We start from the raw sequence: 15,490 nt of genomic DNA, 5'->3' as shown, positions 1-15,490 counted from the left end.
GAAAAACCGTACGGATCTCAAATTCTCATGCCTGAAGTTATTTTTAATGGCCCTGTTGGAAGACTAGAAGGGCGCTATCACCAATCACAAATTCCAGGCGCACCTCTCGCCGTCATCATGCATCCGCACCCGCAAATGGGCGGAAATATGCGTAACCGGATCACAGTGACACTAGCAAAAATTTTTGCAGAGATGGGATTTTCTGTTCTCCGTTATAACTCCCGTGGCGTTGGAAAGTCTCAAGGGAAATATAATGGCGGCATCGGTGAAATTTCAGACGCTGCCTCAGCTCTTGACTGGATTCAATCCATGAATCCTGATTCAACAGAAACATGGGTTGCGGGCTATTCTTTTGGGGCTTTCGTTGCCATGCAGCTCCTCATGCGCCGCCCTGGCATCAGTGGCTGGATCAGTGTTGCTCCCCCTGCCAATGATTATGATTTCAGCTTTCTTGCGCCCTGCCCTTGCAGTGGCCTGATGATTGCGGGCGGACGAGACACACTTGCGCCGGAGCCGGGTATCCGTAAAGTTGTGGACAAACTCAATACACAGAAAAATGTACAGGTTGATTACCGTATTTTTGCAGGAGCCGATCATCTTTTTGCGGCTTATGTCAACGACATCACCCAAGCCGTGCAGGAACATGTCGAGCGTTCCCGCAAAGCTGATACAAATCTTTTTTAATTTAAAAATTTATGACTGCTAATACCCAAGAAAAGCCCAGAACAGCACAAAATTATCCTTTCAAATCCTCTTTTTTAAAAGAAGCTTATTTGCGAGGCATGATTTTTGACTGCACCGATTTAGAAACGCTGGATAACCAAATGGCAGAGGGCAAGATTGCCGCCTATGCCGGCTTTGATCCAACGGCAGATTCTTTGCATGTCGGGAATGCGCTTTCCATCATGGTGTTGCGCCTGTTGCAAAAACACGGTCATCAGCCTGTTGCTCTAGCAGGCGGCGGAACAGGGCGTATTGGTGATCCTTCCTTTCGGGAGGAGGCCAGAAAACTCCAAAATTCGGAAACCCTTGCCAAAAATATTGAAGGCGTCAAAGCTTCTCTTGGCCAGTTCCTCAATTTTAATCAGGCACAAAGCCCTGCCCTTCTTTTGAATAATGCAGACTGGCTTGCAGGCTTATCATGGCTAGAAGTTTTAGAAGATGTCGGGCCTCATTTTTCAATGAGCCGGATGCTTTCGGCAGAAAGTGTGAAGCAACGCCTAGACCGTGAGCAAGGGCTGACCTTTCTGGAATTTAACTATTCCATTCTCCAAGCCTATGATTTCAGAGAGCTGAAAAGAAAACATAATGTCGTGCTGCAAATTGGCGGATCGGATCAATGGGGAAATATCACCTCAGGAATTGAACTCTCTCGCCGCACAGGAGCCGGAAAAGTTTTTGGCCTCACAACCCCGCTTTTAACAACAGCCTCCGGTGCGAAGATGGGGAAATCTGCAGAAGGTACTGCGATTTGGGTGCGTGAAGAAAAACTGCCTGTTTTTGACTATTGGCAATTTTGGCGCAATGTCGAAGATCCTGACGTTGAACGCTTTCTCAAACTTTTTACCGATCTTTCCGTTGAAAAATGCGAAGAGATTGCTAAAGGTGATATTAACCAAGCCAAAGAAATTCTTGCCACAGAAGCTACCTCAATCGCCCACGGACGTGAAAAAGCCGAGGCAGCACAAGCGCAGGCACGGGAAATTTTCTCTCAGAAAAAGAGCAATCCAACCGCTTCTTTTCCAGAAAAAACGCTTCCCTGCCCACCTGATTTAAAAGCTGAGTTTGCAGAGGCACTGCCTTTAATTGCTCTTCTCCACCTCACAGAAATGGCTGGCTCTCGTGGCGAAGCCAGACGCCTCATCCGCAATGGCGGTATTCGTATTGAAGGCGAAAAAATTTCTGACGAAAATCAAACCGTTGCTTGGGATGATTTAAGCAAAGGCGTTGCCCTTTCTGTCGGCAAGAAAAAACATCTTAAAATTCAGCTTGAATTTTAAAAAACACTCTCAAAAATACGGAGAGGGACAGGAGAAAAAGATTTTCCTTTCCCTCTCCCTTGTTTTGTACAATCCCTCTAGAGCGCATCTCAAAGAGACTTTAAAAACGCTTGCGCAAGCGTTAAAAGAATTTCCCGCTGAAAATCTTTGCTTTCTGATTATAGATAACAGCCCCAATCGGCACAGCATTCATAAAACAATCACATGGCAAAATATTCCAACTGAAATCATAACAGGGCTTGGCAATCTCGGTTTTGGAAAAGCCCATAATCTTATCCTAAAGCAAAATCGGCTTGGGCAATTTCACTTAATTTTAAATCCTGATATTTGGATCGAAAAAGAAGCGATCCAAAAAGGTATCCAATATCTTTTAGAACATCCTGAAATAGGGCTTTGCGCCCCTGCTACTTTGAACGCAAATAATAAACTTTCTCATTTAGGGCGTGACTTTCCCGATCTGTTTTCTCTCGGATTAAGAGGTTTTGCCCCGCCTTTTCTAAGAAATTTTTTTGGGAAATATTTAGCAAAATATCGTTTAGGCCATCACATCCCTACGCTACAAAATAACAAAATTATTCGAAATGTTCCCTGTCTTTCGGGATCTTTTCTTTTGATGCGAGGAGAAATTTTTAAAAAATTAAACGGCTTTGATCCAAAATTCTTTTTATATTTTGAGGATTTCGATTTTTCTTTGCGGGCTCAAAAAATAACCTGCACAGCGATTTTACCGCAGATGCGCATTCGACATTTTGGCGGGAATGCCAGCCAAAAAGGAAACAAGCATATTTTTTATTTTATTCAGAGCGCTTTTCAATTTTATCAGAAACACGGCTGGCAGTTTTATAAAAGGTAAAATTGTATATATCCCTTTTGGCTGTTTTTAATTATATTTTTAAAAATGAAAACAATCTTTCGTAAAATCATGCTGTACTGGAAACCGCTTTTAGCCGTTCTCCTCATCTTCTTAGCATTATTATGCTGTAGCTATTTCATACATGAATGGCTTGTTTCTGGACGTTTTCCCCAGAGTGAAACCGTTCTCTTAATCCTCGCCGCCTCCTTTATCAGCTGTTCTGCAACTGTTCTTTTAGGGATTGGTGCCGGGAAAGCTGCCCGTCAGCAAATTGAGACACAAGCCGCCCTCCTCGAAGTCCAGGCCACGATGCAGGATATTGCGGAAGATCGCCGAAACGTCTCCCAATCCAATATGGCGGCACCGCATTTCCGAAACTATTTGGATTCAGCCTCTCTTTTTATGATGGAATGTTTTGAAGCCTATCGGGTGATTAAAAATCATGAAAAGCCCGATAGTAAATTTTTAATTAATCTCATGATTCAAAAATCAAAATTTACAACTTCTGCAAAACTGATTGAAGGCTTATTTTATCAAACGGAAATGGGCTATCCTGAAATTTCTAAAGAAATTTCAAAAAGCATGGATCATTTAATCAATTCTTTTGGGGAAGCCTTCCTGCCCGAAAGACTTCATCCCAATGTCAAAAAATGTACGGTGAATACGTTATTTTCCGAAATGAAATGCGAGACCGGGAATATCGAACTTCAAATCGAAACTTTCTCCACCCTCATGGGGCAATGGCTCGGCCGAAACTTCACAAGAAAAGTCAACGAACTAAAATAAAAGGCTGGAGAAAATCTCCTATGCCAAGCCTGCTTTTTCGAGTGCCTCCTTTAATTCATAAGCACTAAATATCTAGCTATGCCACTCTTCTGTTTCTTCAAAAAATTTTTCTATTTTTCTTAAATCTCGCTCTAAAACATTTTCAAGAAATGGCGTCCCATGTGGAAGAATACCTTCTTTCATCCAGTCACGCCAAGATTCTACCCGAGTAAGTAATGAAGCTTCTTGTTCCTGTTTATTTTTGTCAGTATAAACCACGCTATGAGCTATTATTTTAACTCTAGACCTTGGTTTATAAAATTCAATTAAATTGCTTACACCTTCAACGGAGTGCAAGTCCCATCCATTCCAAGGTATTAAAGGTAAAAAATTTTCTTCCTTTAAAGTGGTTTTTTCAATGCACTTATTCTTAATTTCCACTTCTCTTGCCTTGCTTACATTACAAGTCGTAAATGCAAATGAGACCCTTTCAAAAGCCAATGGATTAGCGCAAAGCATTTTAAATAAAGACCCCTCTTCTTGAGCCGCTGCAATCTGTTTTTTACTTTCTTCCTCTATTTCTCCTCTAAACATTCCCTGTTTTTCTTTAGAAGACCAACGCTCCTTACATATTTGCAAAACTCTCTGATCTACGCAGTGGCTATTTTGAAATTCTCCGTCAAACCATTTCTCAACCGATTTCCACACCGAGAAGTTTGGCTTGTGAAAAACACCTGCCTCCAAATTACTTGGGTCTTTTTCAAAAGTTCCTAATCCTGAACTTGAAGCATTTGCTGAACCAATAATGACACCGTTTTCACTCCAGTAAACTTTGGCATGTAAATTTTCACGGTAACGTATATTTTCTTTCTTTATACTCTGCTCCCATAAAGCCTCTAAAACCGCGGGGTTAGTTCCACCACTATGGATATCGCAAATGATTTTTGCATTTTTAAAGTCCTTAAGAGAACCTGTGTTCACTCCCCAAAAGGCAACTGCACATTTCAAATTTTTACCCTGTAAAACTTCTCTAATTCTATTACTTAAATCTAACCCTGTAAGAAATTCAGCCACAGTATTTTTTCCTAATTTTTTTATTTCAAATTATTTTTTATCAAATCAAATAAGCTCAAAAATTAGAGTTTAATCACTCTATTCCCTCCAAAATTGGGCTAATTGTACTGGTGTGTCTGCAATAAAATCAGGGCTAGAAGATTTTAACTGTTCGAGAGAATGTGCGCCCCAAGTAACCGCACAGGCTTTCAGCCCTGCATTATGGGCCATTTCGATATCGAAAGTAGAATCCCCAAAAACCCATGCCTTTTGAAAAAGTACCTGATTAACTTCCGTGCCGTATTTTTCCAACAGCAATTCTTCTGCTTTACGGATAGGTGCTGCGCTTGGTTTATAGCCGCCGGCCGTATCTGAACCAACAACGACATCAAAGAGAGAAAATAAATCTAAATCTTTGAGGTTTTGAATTGCGGCCGCCGTGTATTTACTGGTGACAATCGTTAGAAAACAGCCTTTCTCTTTGGCCTGTAGCAATATTTCCCGAACATGAGGAAAAACCTGAATTTTTGAAGGTGCATATTCAAGATAAAGCGCACGGTAACTTTTTAAAAATTCAGAAAATTCTGCCTCAGAAAAAGGCTTACTACTCATTTCATGCCCTGAAATTTCAAGTGGAATTCCCATAAAAGACTTAACAATCTCTGCATCCGGTGCCTGGCGCCCAAATTTTTTAAAGCTTTCCTGCGTGGTCGCAACGACACATTGAACCGTATCGGCAATTGTCCCATCAAAATCAAAATGTAAAATCTGTGCCATATCGATCCATCTTCTCCGATAGAATTTAAAAAAATTTTAATTAAAAATGATTAAAATTAAGCAGGCACCCGTTCTAAATACCAGCGAAAAACCTGCTCACTTTTTTTATGTCCCGCAATCCAATCCTCAGTCCCAAACGCATATTGTTCAATTTGATGATGTTTGGTTCTATGGATAACAATTTGTTTCGTCTCTTTTGGCACCACTTTTCCAAGATATAAATCATCATCAAGACACAAAACGCCGCCTTCACAACTAAAGCGCCACGCCATCCCTGCCGAACGAATAATAATTTCATCCTCTTCCCAAACGGCTGTCACATCCGGATGAAGGTGAAAACGCATCACCATTTCCGGCATTTGGCGACCATACCAAAATTCTTCCCCTTTAAGGACTTCCCCATTATTGGAAAGGAAAATCTGACGCTCCCATGTTCCACCGAGACTCACGCGGTAAAAATCATGTGAAAGAACAATCAGCTCCCCATCATCCTGGGTATAAGTATGGCGCTGAATATAGCGAGGCGCATAGATGAAATCCTCTTCATCTTTAAAAATCAAGCAGGATTTTTCATTCGGAATGAGTAAATTATGGGAGGGACCCTGACGCCAAGCTTTTTGCCTTTCAGGTAAGAACCCTGCCCCCATATTTGAAAAAATACGGGTTTTTCCATAAGAAAACTCAAAAGATAAAATACCGGCATGGGTTTTATTATGCGGTAGATCCTCGACAGGACGGCCTGCATCAATCAATACTAAACCTTTACCGCATGCCAGTCGCACAAAAGCATCATGAAAACTGGTTGCCGGGAATGTCACTGGAATATTCAAGGAGCGTAATAAGGCCTGAACAAAATCAGGATTTCCTTCCGCAGCACCATTAAAAATCGCCAAAGCCCCATCCCCATGCACTTGTGCCGCTAAAGAAGTCACGGAGCGGGAAAGGGCCGTTTTAAATTGCAACGGGAAGTCAATACCGATCAATAAATGAATTTCCCAAAGACGATACAGCAAATATACGAAATTAAGCTGTGCCATCGGATTGCGCTCAACGACCGTTCCTCCCGGCAATAAAGCGGATTCCAAAGCCTCCGAAGAAAAACGTTCATAACGGCTTAGAAAACCGTCCTGCGTTGGAAAAACCAGATATGCAGCCAATAATCCAGCGCAAGAAACCAGATTGCGACTTCCAAAATCATCTCCCGGCAACAAAGAGGACAGCAACCGCCCCTCTTGGCCTAAACGGGATAAAACGGAGCTGGATGCCGCTTTTGGTGCTGTACCAATAAAATATTCATAATGAATCACCCAGCAGAGCAAACGGCAACCGATGAGCACAGGATCGTCATCCATAGAATCTTGAGGTGGACGCCATCCCCATGCCACCATATAAGCACGCCCTAACAGACGTGCAGAAGGACTTCCCTCTGCACGCAGATCAGCGAGCCACTGGAAACTTTGGAAATATTCCCGAACAATATGCGGCAGATTTTTATAATGGCTAGGTAATTTACCGAATTGTTCCGGCCTTATCAGCGGGAAAAAGGCGCCATCGAAATAAAGCTCTCCTCGTAATAATGCTTGCCCACGCCAGATAGAGCCAATACCTGAAATAGACTGAAAATCAGGCGGTGGCTTGCCGGGAATAGATGGCGGCTTCATCAGTTTTTTCTGTACTGACCGCCAAAAACTTTTCCAACCCATCCGTTACTCCATCATTCCAGCTCATTTTGAGTCGCAACTATTCTACCCTTGTATGTTAAAAGGATAAAGAAGACTAATACAGTAAGTTATTGAAAGATTAGAAAATATTATTCTCCATTCTAAAACAATTTAGAATAGATGTAAAATATCAAAAATACGAATTTAAAATAAATAGATTTAAAAAAAAATGATTACTTTATATGAATCCATTTTTACTTATATTCTTTTAAGTTAAAAAATATTTTATATCTCTCTTCTTTCTCTCTAAAAGATTTAAAAAAAATAGGAAATTCTATTCAAAAGACCTATATTTAAAACGCTTTCTTAAGCGTATTTCAAGAAATTTTGAATGGAGAAAATCAATGCCAGTTGTAAATGTCAGACTAGCCAGTGGATCAGCCTCCCCAGAACAAAAAAAAGAAGTGATTGAGGGTGTGAAAGACGTTCTTCACAAAGTTCTCAACAAAGATAAAAATTGGATTCATGTTGAGCTTGATGAAGCCCCTTTAAACGAACTGATCGAGATTATTGAAAAAGCACGCAAATAATATTTGGATTGACCGCCCCTCTCGTCTCTCCTAACAATGAAGACTTGGCAGGGGCGTCTTTATCCCAAAGACTGAGAAGTACCCTCATAACCTGATCCCGATCATGCGGGCGGAGGGAGCTTCCAATGATTTTACCCAATCTTTACACCATTGAGCTGATTGCAGCGATAAATTGCGCCATCGGCTCGACCCTTCTTATTCTCCCCCGAATTTCAGGCTGGTTTTTTCTTCTTATCAGCGCTGTTCTATATGCGGCTGTTTTTGGTGCACATCATCTTTATGCCAACCTAACGCTCCAGATCATCTTTTCCTTTATCAATCTTTATGGCTGGATTTGCTGGTCTTTTCCAGATCAAAAACAACCTCAAAAATGGCAGGCAATCTCTCTAGAGCCCCTTTCCATTTTCAGAGATAGTACGCTTACCCTCATTGGAGGGATCGGTATTGGATTTTTTTTGAAAAATTTCAGTGATGATCCTGCCCCATGGATGGATGGCCTTCTCAGCGGTTTTTCACTCTTGGCACAATATTGGATGGCCCGCTCTTTTATTTGTTGCTGGCCTCTCTGGATCATCGTCAATAGTTGCTATGCGCTTCAGCTCCTCTTTTGGCATCTCCCTTTTTCCGCCATTCTTTTTACCTATCTTGCCTTGATTTCTGTACCGGGTTGGCGAAAATGGCAGATGGTGTCCTTCCAAAAATCTGTTACATAAGCAGAGTAAAACATTTTAAAAAGAGATTTTGGAAGAAATATGGGCCTAAGCATTCTGCAAATTATAGAACTTTTCGCCTCACTCTCTGCGGCGATCGGCGCAACGCTGATTATGTTTCCCCGTCGTTCCGGTTGGCTTTTTCTTCTGATGAGCGGTTTACTCTATATCTTCATCTTTGGATATAATAAGCTCTATGCCACCCTCGCTCTTCAACTTGGATTTGCCTCTCTCAGCCTTTACGGCCTCATAAGCTGGTCAAAAAAATCTCAAGCGCCTCAAGATTTTTGTCCACTTATTTATTCTCCTTTATATATCCTGCGAGATTTGAGCCTCGCTGCCTTAGGAAGTTTTCTCTGGGCTGAACTTCTTGCGCATGTCACAGATGACCCGCACCCTTATTGGGATGGCACATTAAGCATTTATGCTATGCTCGCCCAATATTGGATGTCTCGTGCCTATCTCTGTCATTGGATTTTATGGCTGGTAGCTGATGGTGCCTATGCAACATCCCTCTTCTGCTGGGGGCTTCCGATGAGTGGTTTGCTCTATGCCTATCTTGCCCTGCTTTCCATTGTTGGTCTTTTTCACTGGTCTCGTATCCTCCGACAGAAAAGGGCTTAAGAAAGCCCTTCCATTTCATCCGGGCTCAAACGCTGGACATGAATAGGCTTTCCCTGTGGGTCATAATAGATAATCGCTGCCCCTTTCTGCTGCGCATAACCAAGGGAATGATGATCCTTATCCTGAAATAAAACCCGCCGATGTTCCGGTTGTCGAACAAGCATCGCCCCTTTTGGGATATAGTGAAAGAGATGCAGATCATAATCTGATTTTGAAATACCTGAAGCCTGAAATTGCTCTTCAAGGCTCGGCGCTGGTGGAATTTCAGGAGCGCCGGGAATTTGTTGAGGCATTTGCGATTGGCTTCCCCCCATACCGCCGCCGCCCATACCCATTTGAGCAAAAGCATTTGTGCCAAAGAAGGCTGTCGGCGACATCAAAAATGCCATTATCGCTATTTTTTGAAAATTATTTGAAAAAAAACGCCCTTGCTTCATCCTAAAATCCCTTTCCGTAGCCATCGCCTTCCCACCAGCCTCTCAGCCATGTTGGACGTTGCCGTGCTGGTATTTCTGCCTTGGTCGCATCCCGCTTCTCAACCGGTGCATCCAATAGACCATTCTTACGCCATCCGCCACCTAGCACCCGATACACGGTGACCATATTTTGGAAGCGCGCTGCCTCAACCTGAATAAGACTGAGCTGAGAATTATAAAAACTGCGTTGCTGTTCTAAAACAATTTGATAATTTTCAATGCCCTCTTGGTATTTCATCCATGCCAGCGCATAGCTCCGCCCTGTCGCATCCACAAGCTGATGCGTGTGTTTTTCTTGCCTGAGATAGGTTTCTCTTGCTGTCAAGGCATCCGACACTTCATGAATGGCAGCCAAAGCTGTTTTCTGGTAGTCCGAAGCCGCTTGCTTTGCCTGAGATTCTGCTGTTCTCAAATTTCCGAGATTCACCCCCCATGTTAAAACAGGGATCGTCATTTGTGGATTAAGGCTCCATGTTTCTGCAAATTTACTGAATAAATGATTAAATTGCAGCGCATTATTCCCCTCTGACGCACTCAAAGTAAATTTAGGGAAAAAAGCCGCACGTGCAGAACCAATTTCAGCATTTGTCTGGCGCAATTTATGCTCTACCGAACGAATATCAGGCCGCTGATTCAAAAGCTGTGAAGGCAAACCCGCTGGAAGATCCCGTAAAATTGTTTGCTCGCCCAGCGGTCTCGGCGGCGGTAGAAATTCCGGCATTTTACCACCAACCAATTCCGTCAGCATATGTTCATCATTCGCCATCAGGCGAGAGGCTTGTGCGATTTGTGTTGCAGACTGCTCAACCTGTGTCCGTGCATCTGCTACTGTCAAACCATCTGCCTGCCCCATGTTAAAAGTCATTTGAATGAGATCTAAGGTATGTTTCTGCGATAAATAGGTTTCACATGCTAGAATCAAAAGATCTCTGTCTTCGAGCCAATTAATATAGGTGTTCGCAACTTGAGAAAGAATACTCAGCCATAAGCTTCGAAGATTTTCACTATTTTGAAGTGCCAGCTCCTTTTGAGCTTTGGAGAGGTTGGCAACCCGCCCCCAAAAATCAACCTCATAAGAAGCGAAACCGATCCCTTCGTTATAATATTCAAAAAATGGATTACTTCGACCACTTCCCGGCGCAAAGGAATAACCCGCAGCATCCGAAGGGTCCATAAATTGCGCTTGTTCCGTAATGCCAATTTGCGGCAATAACATCCCTCTTTGCGCCATATATTGCCCACGTGCCTGTAAAATCGCTTCAAACTGCCCTGCCAAATCCCGATTATATTCAAGCGCATTTTGAATGAGCATTTTAAGACGGGGATCTGTAAAGAAATCCTCCCATCCCAATTCTAAAATATTCTCCGAGGCCAGTTTATCATTTGGCTTTCCGCCTGCATCATTCGGATAAGAGCGTGACGTATTAATATGCGGCCGCTTGGTAATCGGTGCAAAGTTACATCCTGAAATAGAAAAACCAACCAGTCCAGAAAGGATCAGTCGAAAATAGCGATTCAGCATTCCCCGTCTTCTCCGACCGGCTTAACTTTAAAAAAGCGTAACACTTCCACAAAAAACAAAGGGACAAAATACACGGCAAAAAGCGTTGCCGATAACATACCGCCAACAACGCATGTGCCAATGGCACGACGTGCCCCAGCCCCAGCCCCGACAGCGATCGCCAAAGGTAACACACCGCATAAAAACGCAATAGAAGTCATCAAAATAGGACGCAGTCTCTGTTGTGCCGCCCGCATGGCAGCATCTGCTAATGAAGTCCCTTTGTTATAATATTCATATGCAAACTCAACAATCAAAATGGCATTTTTAACCGACAAGGCGACAGTCGTCAGCACCCCAATCTGAAAATAAATATCATTGGCATAGCCTCGTCCCATGCTAAAACTCACGGCCCCCAACACCCCAAGCGGTAAAACCAAAAGCACGGCAACAGGGATTGTCCAACTTTCATAAAGTCCCGCAAGGCAAAGAAAAATAATGATTGAGGCTAAAGCATATAAAGGCAAAGTCGATCCGCCAGCGGAAACCTGTTCATAAGAAAGATTAACCCAAGCATATCCCACACCACCGCCCGGCGTTTCTTTTACCAACTTGACCATTTCGGCCATAGCCTGTCCCGAACTCACACCGGATGCGGGCTCACCATTAATTTCAAAAGAAGGTAAACCATTGTAATTTTCAAGCTTTTGCGGCCCTGTAATCCAATGACCCGAAGTAAAAGCATTCAATGGTACCATTGTACCGGTATGGTTACGGATATACCAGCGTTTTAGATCTCTTTCATTCATACGAGCAGAGGGTTCCGCCTGAATGTAGACCTGTTTGACACGATTATTTCTTAAAAACTGATTGACATAAATAGACCCTAAGGCACCCGAAATCGTATCATTGATATCTTCGTTACTGACGCCCATAGCGTTGGCTTTGCCCCTATCGACTTCAAACACATATTGCGCTGCATCCTCCATCCCATTTGGACGAACAGAGGTTAAAAGCGGATCTTGTGCCGCACGCATCAAAATATCGTCACGCCTTGCTAAAAATTCTTCCCGCGTTAAATTCCCCTCATTGACCAGTTCAAGGTCAAATCCTGTCGCATTCCCCAACTCCTGCACTGCGGGCGGGCTAAAAGCAAAGACACGTGCCCTTGGATCTTCCCAAAAATGCTGCATAATACCCATAGCAATTGTTTGGGCAGACTGGTCTTGACGGGGTCTTTCATCCCATGGGGCTAAATTAATGAAAAAAGCGCCGTTATTTTGTCCTTGCCCTGCGAAACTAAAACCATTCATGGCAAAAACAGAGTTAATATTCACTGAATAGGTTTTCAGCACCCAGTCCGATAAATCCCGTGTGATTTCAACGACTTTATCCTGCGTGCCATTAGAGCGTAACTGAATCATGCCAAAAATTTTGCCCTGATCCTCATCAGGAAGAAATCCTGAAGGCAATTTGCAAAATAATAAAGTCGCAGAAACTGCCAAAACACAAAAAATGGAAAAAGAGGCCTTCCAATGTTGGAGCACCTTTTCAACACCCTTGATATATTCAGCCGTCAGCGCATCAAAAAATTGGTTAAAGCGTGCACCTGCTTTTTGGAAAAGCGTCTGAATTTTGCCAAACAATCCTCTGCCCTGCACAGTAGAATGGGTATGAGGCTTTAAAAGCGTCGCACACATTGCTGGTGTCAAAATCAATGCGACACCAAGAGAAAGCCACATGGCAACAACAATTGTAATGGAAAACTGACGGTAAATAATCCCAACAGAACCACCAAAAAACGCCATTGGCAAAAAAACAGCGGTCAAAACCATCACAATACCAAAAAGTGCTCCGCTAATTTCCTCCATGGATTTACGGGTCGCCGCCTTGGGGGAGAGTTTTTCCTCATTCATCACGCGTTCGACATTTTCTACGACAACAATTGCATCATCCACCAAAAGTCCAACAGCAAGAACAAGGGCAAGCATTGTCAGCGTATTTAAAGTATATCCCATTGCCGACAACATCCCGAAAGTCCCCAAAAGCACAACAGGAATGGCTAAAGTTGGGACAATCGTTGCCCGAAGATTTTGTAAAAAAACCATCATCACAAGCACGACCAAAATAATCGCAATAATGAGGGTTTCGACAACCTCCTCAATAGAGTGTGTAATATAAGGTTTCGTATCCATAGGAATGCCGTAAGACAGTCCCGGCGGAAAATATTCTGAAAGCTCATTGATTTTTGCTAAAACAGCATTTTCTGTTTCTAGCTGATTAGCGCCGGGGGCAAGCTTCAAGCCTAGACCCGCCGCAGGATAATTATTTTCAGAGGCAGAAATATTAAAACTCTGCGGTCCCAGCTCAATTTTAGCAATATCACCTAAAGTAACACGACTATTATCTTGATTCACCTTGATGAGAATTTGTTTAAATTGCTTCACATCGGATAAACGTCTCGGCCCGATAATAGTGGCGTTAATTTTGGCATTCTTATTTGCTGGTAATCCCCCCAACTCCCCGGCTGGGAGCTGAATATTTTGCTCTTTTAAAGCATTTTCAACATCTGAAATGTTTAAATTATAATTATAAAGCTTATCGGGATCGAGCCAGATACGCATCGCATATTCTGCCCCAAAAAGCTGATGATCCCCCACACCACTCACCCGAGAAATTGGATCTTGAATATTCGAAGCCACATAATCGGCAATATCGGCATCACTCAGACTGCCATCTTTACACGAAAAAGAGAGAACCATCATAAAGCTGGCTTGCTCTTTTAAAACGCTAATCCCCTGGGAGACCACTTCCTGCGGCAATTGCGGCTGCACAACCTGAAGTCTATTTTGAACCTGCACCTGCGCAATATCAGGATTAGTCCCCTGCTCAAAGGTCAAATCAATCAGCATCGTCCCATTCCCGTAAGAAGTGGACGTGACATATTCCAGATGATCCAGACCAAACATTTGCTGCAAGATTGGCTGAACCACGGTATTATTAACCGTTTCTGCCGAAGCTCCAGGATCAGAAACGGTAATATTTACCGCTGGCGCTGCAATCGGCGGATATTGCGAAATTGGCATTTTAAACAGAGAGACCGTGCCCACAAGCATCACAATAATGCCAATAACCCAAGCGAGAACGGGACGATCAATAAAAAAACGTGAAATGGAAGACATTTTTTAGTTCTAAGCTTTCTTCCCGTTAGGCGCTTCGCTCTCCTTCGACGATAAAGGCATCGGCGTGATCACATCCCCTTGATGAATTTTAACAAGGCCGGAAACAATCAAATGATCCCCCTCTTGAAGTCCTTTTTTTACCATCAATTCACCACCAACACGAAGGCCTAACTGAATCGGCTGCATTTTAACATGGTTATCTTTGAGCGCCAGCATCACGTAAGGAGAGCCATTTGGGGAGAACTCAACGGCCTCCTCCGGTACCAATAAAGCATGTGGATCCGCCCCCTCTCGAATATGTGCCCGTGCAAACATACCCGGCAATAGCAAATGCTGTGGATTAGGAAATTGTGCCCGCATCACCAATGTTCCTGTTGAGGGGTCCACCGTCACTTCTGAAAGTTCCAGCCGCCCTTCTTGAGCGTAATCTGATCCATCAGACAATTCTAAACGCACAGAGGCCGCATTTACGCCAGCCGCTTTGATGCGTCCTTCTGAAATTTCACGGCGGAAACGCAATAATTCTTCTGCGGCTAAATTCACATCCACATAAATTGGGTCAAGACGTGTTACCAACGCAATATCATCGGGCTGATTCGCCGTAACCAATGTCCCTGGCGTGTAAATCATACGCCCGATACGCCCGGAAATTGGAGAACGAACTGTCGAATAATCTAAATTAACCTGAGCGACATGAAGTGCCCCCTCGGTCTGAAGCAACTGTCCCCGTGTCTGTTCCTCATCTGCAACAGCATTATCATAAGCCTGATCGCTCACAGCATGTGCCTGATGTAGCGGCCCATAGCGTTTTAACTGCACTTGCGCACGTAAATGCATGGCCCTTGCCTCCATCCACGCCCCTTGCGCCTGATCTACAGCCGCCTGATAAGGCACGGCATAAATTTTATAGAGAACCTGTCCCTTTTCGACATCTGCCCCCTGATGAAAATCTCTTGAGACAATCACGCCGCTCACCTGCGGACGAATATGTGCCTGTTCAATGGCATTGATCCGTCCGGGCAAGACAGTTTCCAGAACCGCATTCTGATAATGGAGTTCGATAATATTAACAGGCTGAGGCGGTAAGGTAATGCGTTTTGCAGGTGCAAAAAAACTTTTAAACGAAAAAAATAGATAAAAAAGGAGAAGAACGATTCCGATAAAGGCAAGCGATGAGAGAATTCTGAATTTTTTATCCGTCTGCCATTTTGGCAGAAATACCTTTAAAAACGCCATTTTCTGCCTAATATTTTCACTCTCAAAAAACATCTGGAAACCAAATTATTTCTTCTTTATAA

14 protein-coding genes and 1 riboswitch are annotated in these 15,490 nt (G+C 43.2%); of the genes, 7 read left to right on the top strand and 7 right to left on the bottom strand.

The window, feature by feature from the left end; genetic code table 11:
- The first annotated feature begins 27 nt into the window (after positions 1–27).
- Genes FAI41_06510 through FAI41_06495 form a run of 4 tightly spaced genes read left to right on the top strand, consistent with a single transcriptional unit; the run spans position 28 to position 3,639 of the window.
- Complete coding sequence (locus FAI41_06510; GenBank protein ID QCE33274.1) at positions 28–684, top strand: alpha/beta hydrolase; 657 nt, start codon at positions 28–30, stop codon at positions 682–684.
- An 11-nt stretch (positions 685–695) separates the two neighbouring features.
- Complete coding sequence (locus FAI41_06505) at positions 696–2,000, top strand: tyrosine--tRNA ligase (protein QCE33273.1); 1,305 nt, start codon at positions 696–698, stop codon at positions 1,998–2,000.
- Positions 1,948–2,853 carry a glycosyltransferase gene (locus FAI41_06500; GenBank protein QCE33272.1) on the top strand — a complete coding sequence of 302 codons (906 nt, stop codon included), beginning with the start codon at positions 1,948–1,950 and terminating at the stop codon, positions 2,851–2,853. The genes FAI41_06505 and FAI41_06500 overlap by 53 nt, the downstream gene beginning before the upstream one ends.
- 45 nt (positions 2,854–2,898) lie before the next feature.
- The gene (locus FAI41_06495; GenBank protein QCE33271.1) at positions 2,899–3,639 is read left to right on the top strand and encodes a hypothetical protein; all 741 of its coding nucleotides are present in this window, start codon (positions 2,899–2,901) and stop codon (positions 3,637–3,639) included.
- A 72-nt stretch (positions 3,640–3,711) separates the two neighbouring features.
- Here FAI41_06495 and FAI41_06490 read toward each other — a convergent pair whose 3' ends face one another.
- The 3 genes from FAI41_06490 to FAI41_06480 all read right to left on the bottom strand — a co-directional run bounded on the left by FAI41_06490 (position 3,712) and on the right by FAI41_06480 (position 7,151).
- On the bottom strand, positions 3,712–4,692 hold the full coding sequence (locus FAI41_06490) for a hypothetical protein (GenBank protein ID QCE33270.1): 981 nt from the start codon (positions 4,690–4,692) through the stop codon (positions 3,712–3,714).
- Positions 4,693–4,770: 78 nt separating this feature from the next.
- Positions 4,771–5,448, bottom strand: coding sequence for an HAD family hydrolase (locus FAI41_06485; protein ID QCE33269.1), 678 nt, complete (start codon positions 5,446–5,448; stop codon positions 4,771–4,773).
- A gap of 56 nt (positions 5,449–5,504) precedes the next feature.
- A complete protein-coding gene (locus tag FAI41_06480; protein ID QCE33268.1) occupies positions 5,505–7,151 on the bottom strand; it encodes a hypothetical protein in 1,647 nt (548 codons plus the stop codon).
- A gap of 362 nt (positions 7,152–7,513) precedes the next feature.
- On the opposite strand from FAI41_06480, the gene FAI41_06475 reads away from it, so the two are divergent.
- The 3 genes from FAI41_06475 (at position 7,514) to FAI41_06465 (ending at position 9,033) form a co-directional block, all read left to right on the top strand.
- On the top strand, positions 7,514–7,699 hold the full coding sequence (locus FAI41_06475; GenBank protein ID QCE33267.1) for a tautomerase: 186 nt from the start codon (positions 7,514–7,516) through the stop codon (positions 7,697–7,699).
- A 39-nt stretch (positions 7,700–7,738) separates the two neighbouring features.
- Positions 7,739–7,834, top strand: a riboswitch (TPP riboswitch).
- Entirely contained in the window at positions 7,825–8,412 is a 588-nt protein-coding gene (locus tag FAI41_06470) for a nicotinamide mononucleotide transporter (GenBank protein QCE33266.1), read from the top strand. Its footprint overlaps the riboswitch before it by 10 nt.
- A 39-nt stretch (positions 8,413–8,451) precedes the next feature.
- A complete protein-coding gene (locus tag FAI41_06465) occupies positions 8,452–9,033 on the top strand; it encodes a nicotinamide mononucleotide transporter (protein QCE33265.1) in 582 nt (193 codons plus the stop codon).
- On the opposite strand, the gene FAI41_06460 is transcribed toward FAI41_06465, so the two are convergent.
- The 4 genes from FAI41_06460 to FAI41_06445 are packed head-to-tail and all read right to left on the bottom strand — an operon-like array spanning position 9,030 to position 15,461.
- Positions 9,030–9,470: a hypothetical protein gene (locus tag FAI41_06460; GenBank protein ID QCE33264.1), complete on the bottom strand. Its 441-nt coding sequence runs from the start codon at positions 9,468–9,470 to the stop codon at positions 9,030–9,032. The two genes, FAI41_06465 and FAI41_06460, sit on opposite strands and share 4 nt — an antisense overlap.
- Before the next feature lies 1 nt (position 9,471).
- Positions 9,472–11,031 (bottom strand): efflux transporter outer membrane subunit, encoded by a 1,560-nt coding sequence (locus tag FAI41_06455; GenBank protein ID QCE33263.1) that lies wholly within the window; start codon positions 11,029–11,031, stop codon positions 9,472–9,474.
- The gene (locus FAI41_06450; protein ID QCE33262.1) at positions 11,025–14,192 is read right to left on the bottom strand and encodes an efflux RND transporter permease subunit; all 3,168 of its coding nucleotides are present in this window, start codon (positions 14,190–14,192) and stop codon (positions 11,025–11,027) included. The genes FAI41_06455 and FAI41_06450 overlap by 7 nt, the downstream gene beginning before the upstream one ends.
- 9 nt (positions 14,193–14,201) lie before the next feature.
- Positions 14,202–15,461 carry an efflux RND transporter periplasmic adaptor subunit gene (locus FAI41_06445; protein QCE33261.1) on the bottom strand — a complete coding sequence of 420 codons (1,260 nt, stop codon included), beginning with the start codon at positions 15,459–15,461 and terminating at the stop codon, positions 14,202–14,204.
- Between the last annotated feature and the right edge of the window lie 29 nt (positions 15,462–15,490).

It is taken from the genome of Acetobacteraceae bacterium (genome assembly GCA_004843165.1).
In the GTDB taxonomy this organism is placed as follows: Bacteria; Pseudomonadota; Alphaproteobacteria; order Acetobacterales; family Acetobacteraceae.
This window is presented reverse-complemented; position numbering and strand designations above follow the sequence as displayed.

Bases quoted from the DNA above. Each gene is read 5' to 3' on its own strand.
- FAI41_06445 (QCE33261.1), bottom strand. From the start codon at position 15,461: ATGTTTTTTGAGAGTGAAAATATTAGGCAGAAAATGGCGTTTTTAAAG.
- FAI41_06505 (QCE33273.1), top strand. From the start codon at position 696: ATGACTGCTAATACCCAAGAAAAGCCCAGAACAGCACAAAATTATCCT.
- FAI41_06485 (QCE33269.1), bottom strand. From the start codon at position 5,448: ATGGCACAGATTTTACATTTTGATTTTGATGGGACAATTGCCGATACG.
- FAI41_06450 (QCE33262.1), bottom strand. From the start codon at position 14,192: ATGTCTTCCATTTCACGTTTTTTTATTGATCGTCCCGTTCTCGCTTGG.
- FAI41_06470 (QCE33266.1), top strand. From the start codon at position 7,825: ATGATTTTACCCAATCTTTACACCATTGAGCTGATTGCAGCGATAAAT.
- FAI41_06495 (QCE33271.1), top strand. From the start codon at position 2,899: ATGAAAACAATCTTTCGTAAAATCATGCTGTACTGGAAACCGCTTTTA.
- FAI41_06465 (QCE33265.1), top strand. From the start codon at position 8,452: ATGGGCCTAAGCATTCTGCAAATTATAGAACTTTTCGCCTCACTCTCT.
- FAI41_06510 (QCE33274.1), top strand. From the start codon at position 28: ATGCCTGAAGTTATTTTTAATGGCCCTGTTGGAAGACTAGAAGGGCGC.
- FAI41_06480 (QCE33268.1), bottom strand. From the start codon at position 7,151: ATGGGTTGGAAAAGTTTTTGGCGGTCAGTACAGAAAAAACTGATGAAG.
- FAI41_06455 (QCE33263.1), bottom strand. From the start codon at position 11,031: ATGCTGAATCGCTATTTTCGACTGATCCTTTCTGGACTGGTTGGTTTT.
- FAI41_06460 (QCE33264.1), bottom strand. From the start codon at position 9,470: ATGAAGCAAGGGCGTTTTTTTTCAAATAATTTTCAAAAAATAGCGATA.
- FAI41_06475 (QCE33267.1), top strand. From the start codon at position 7,514: ATGCCAGTTGTAAATGTCAGACTAGCCAGTGGATCAGCCTCCCCAGAA.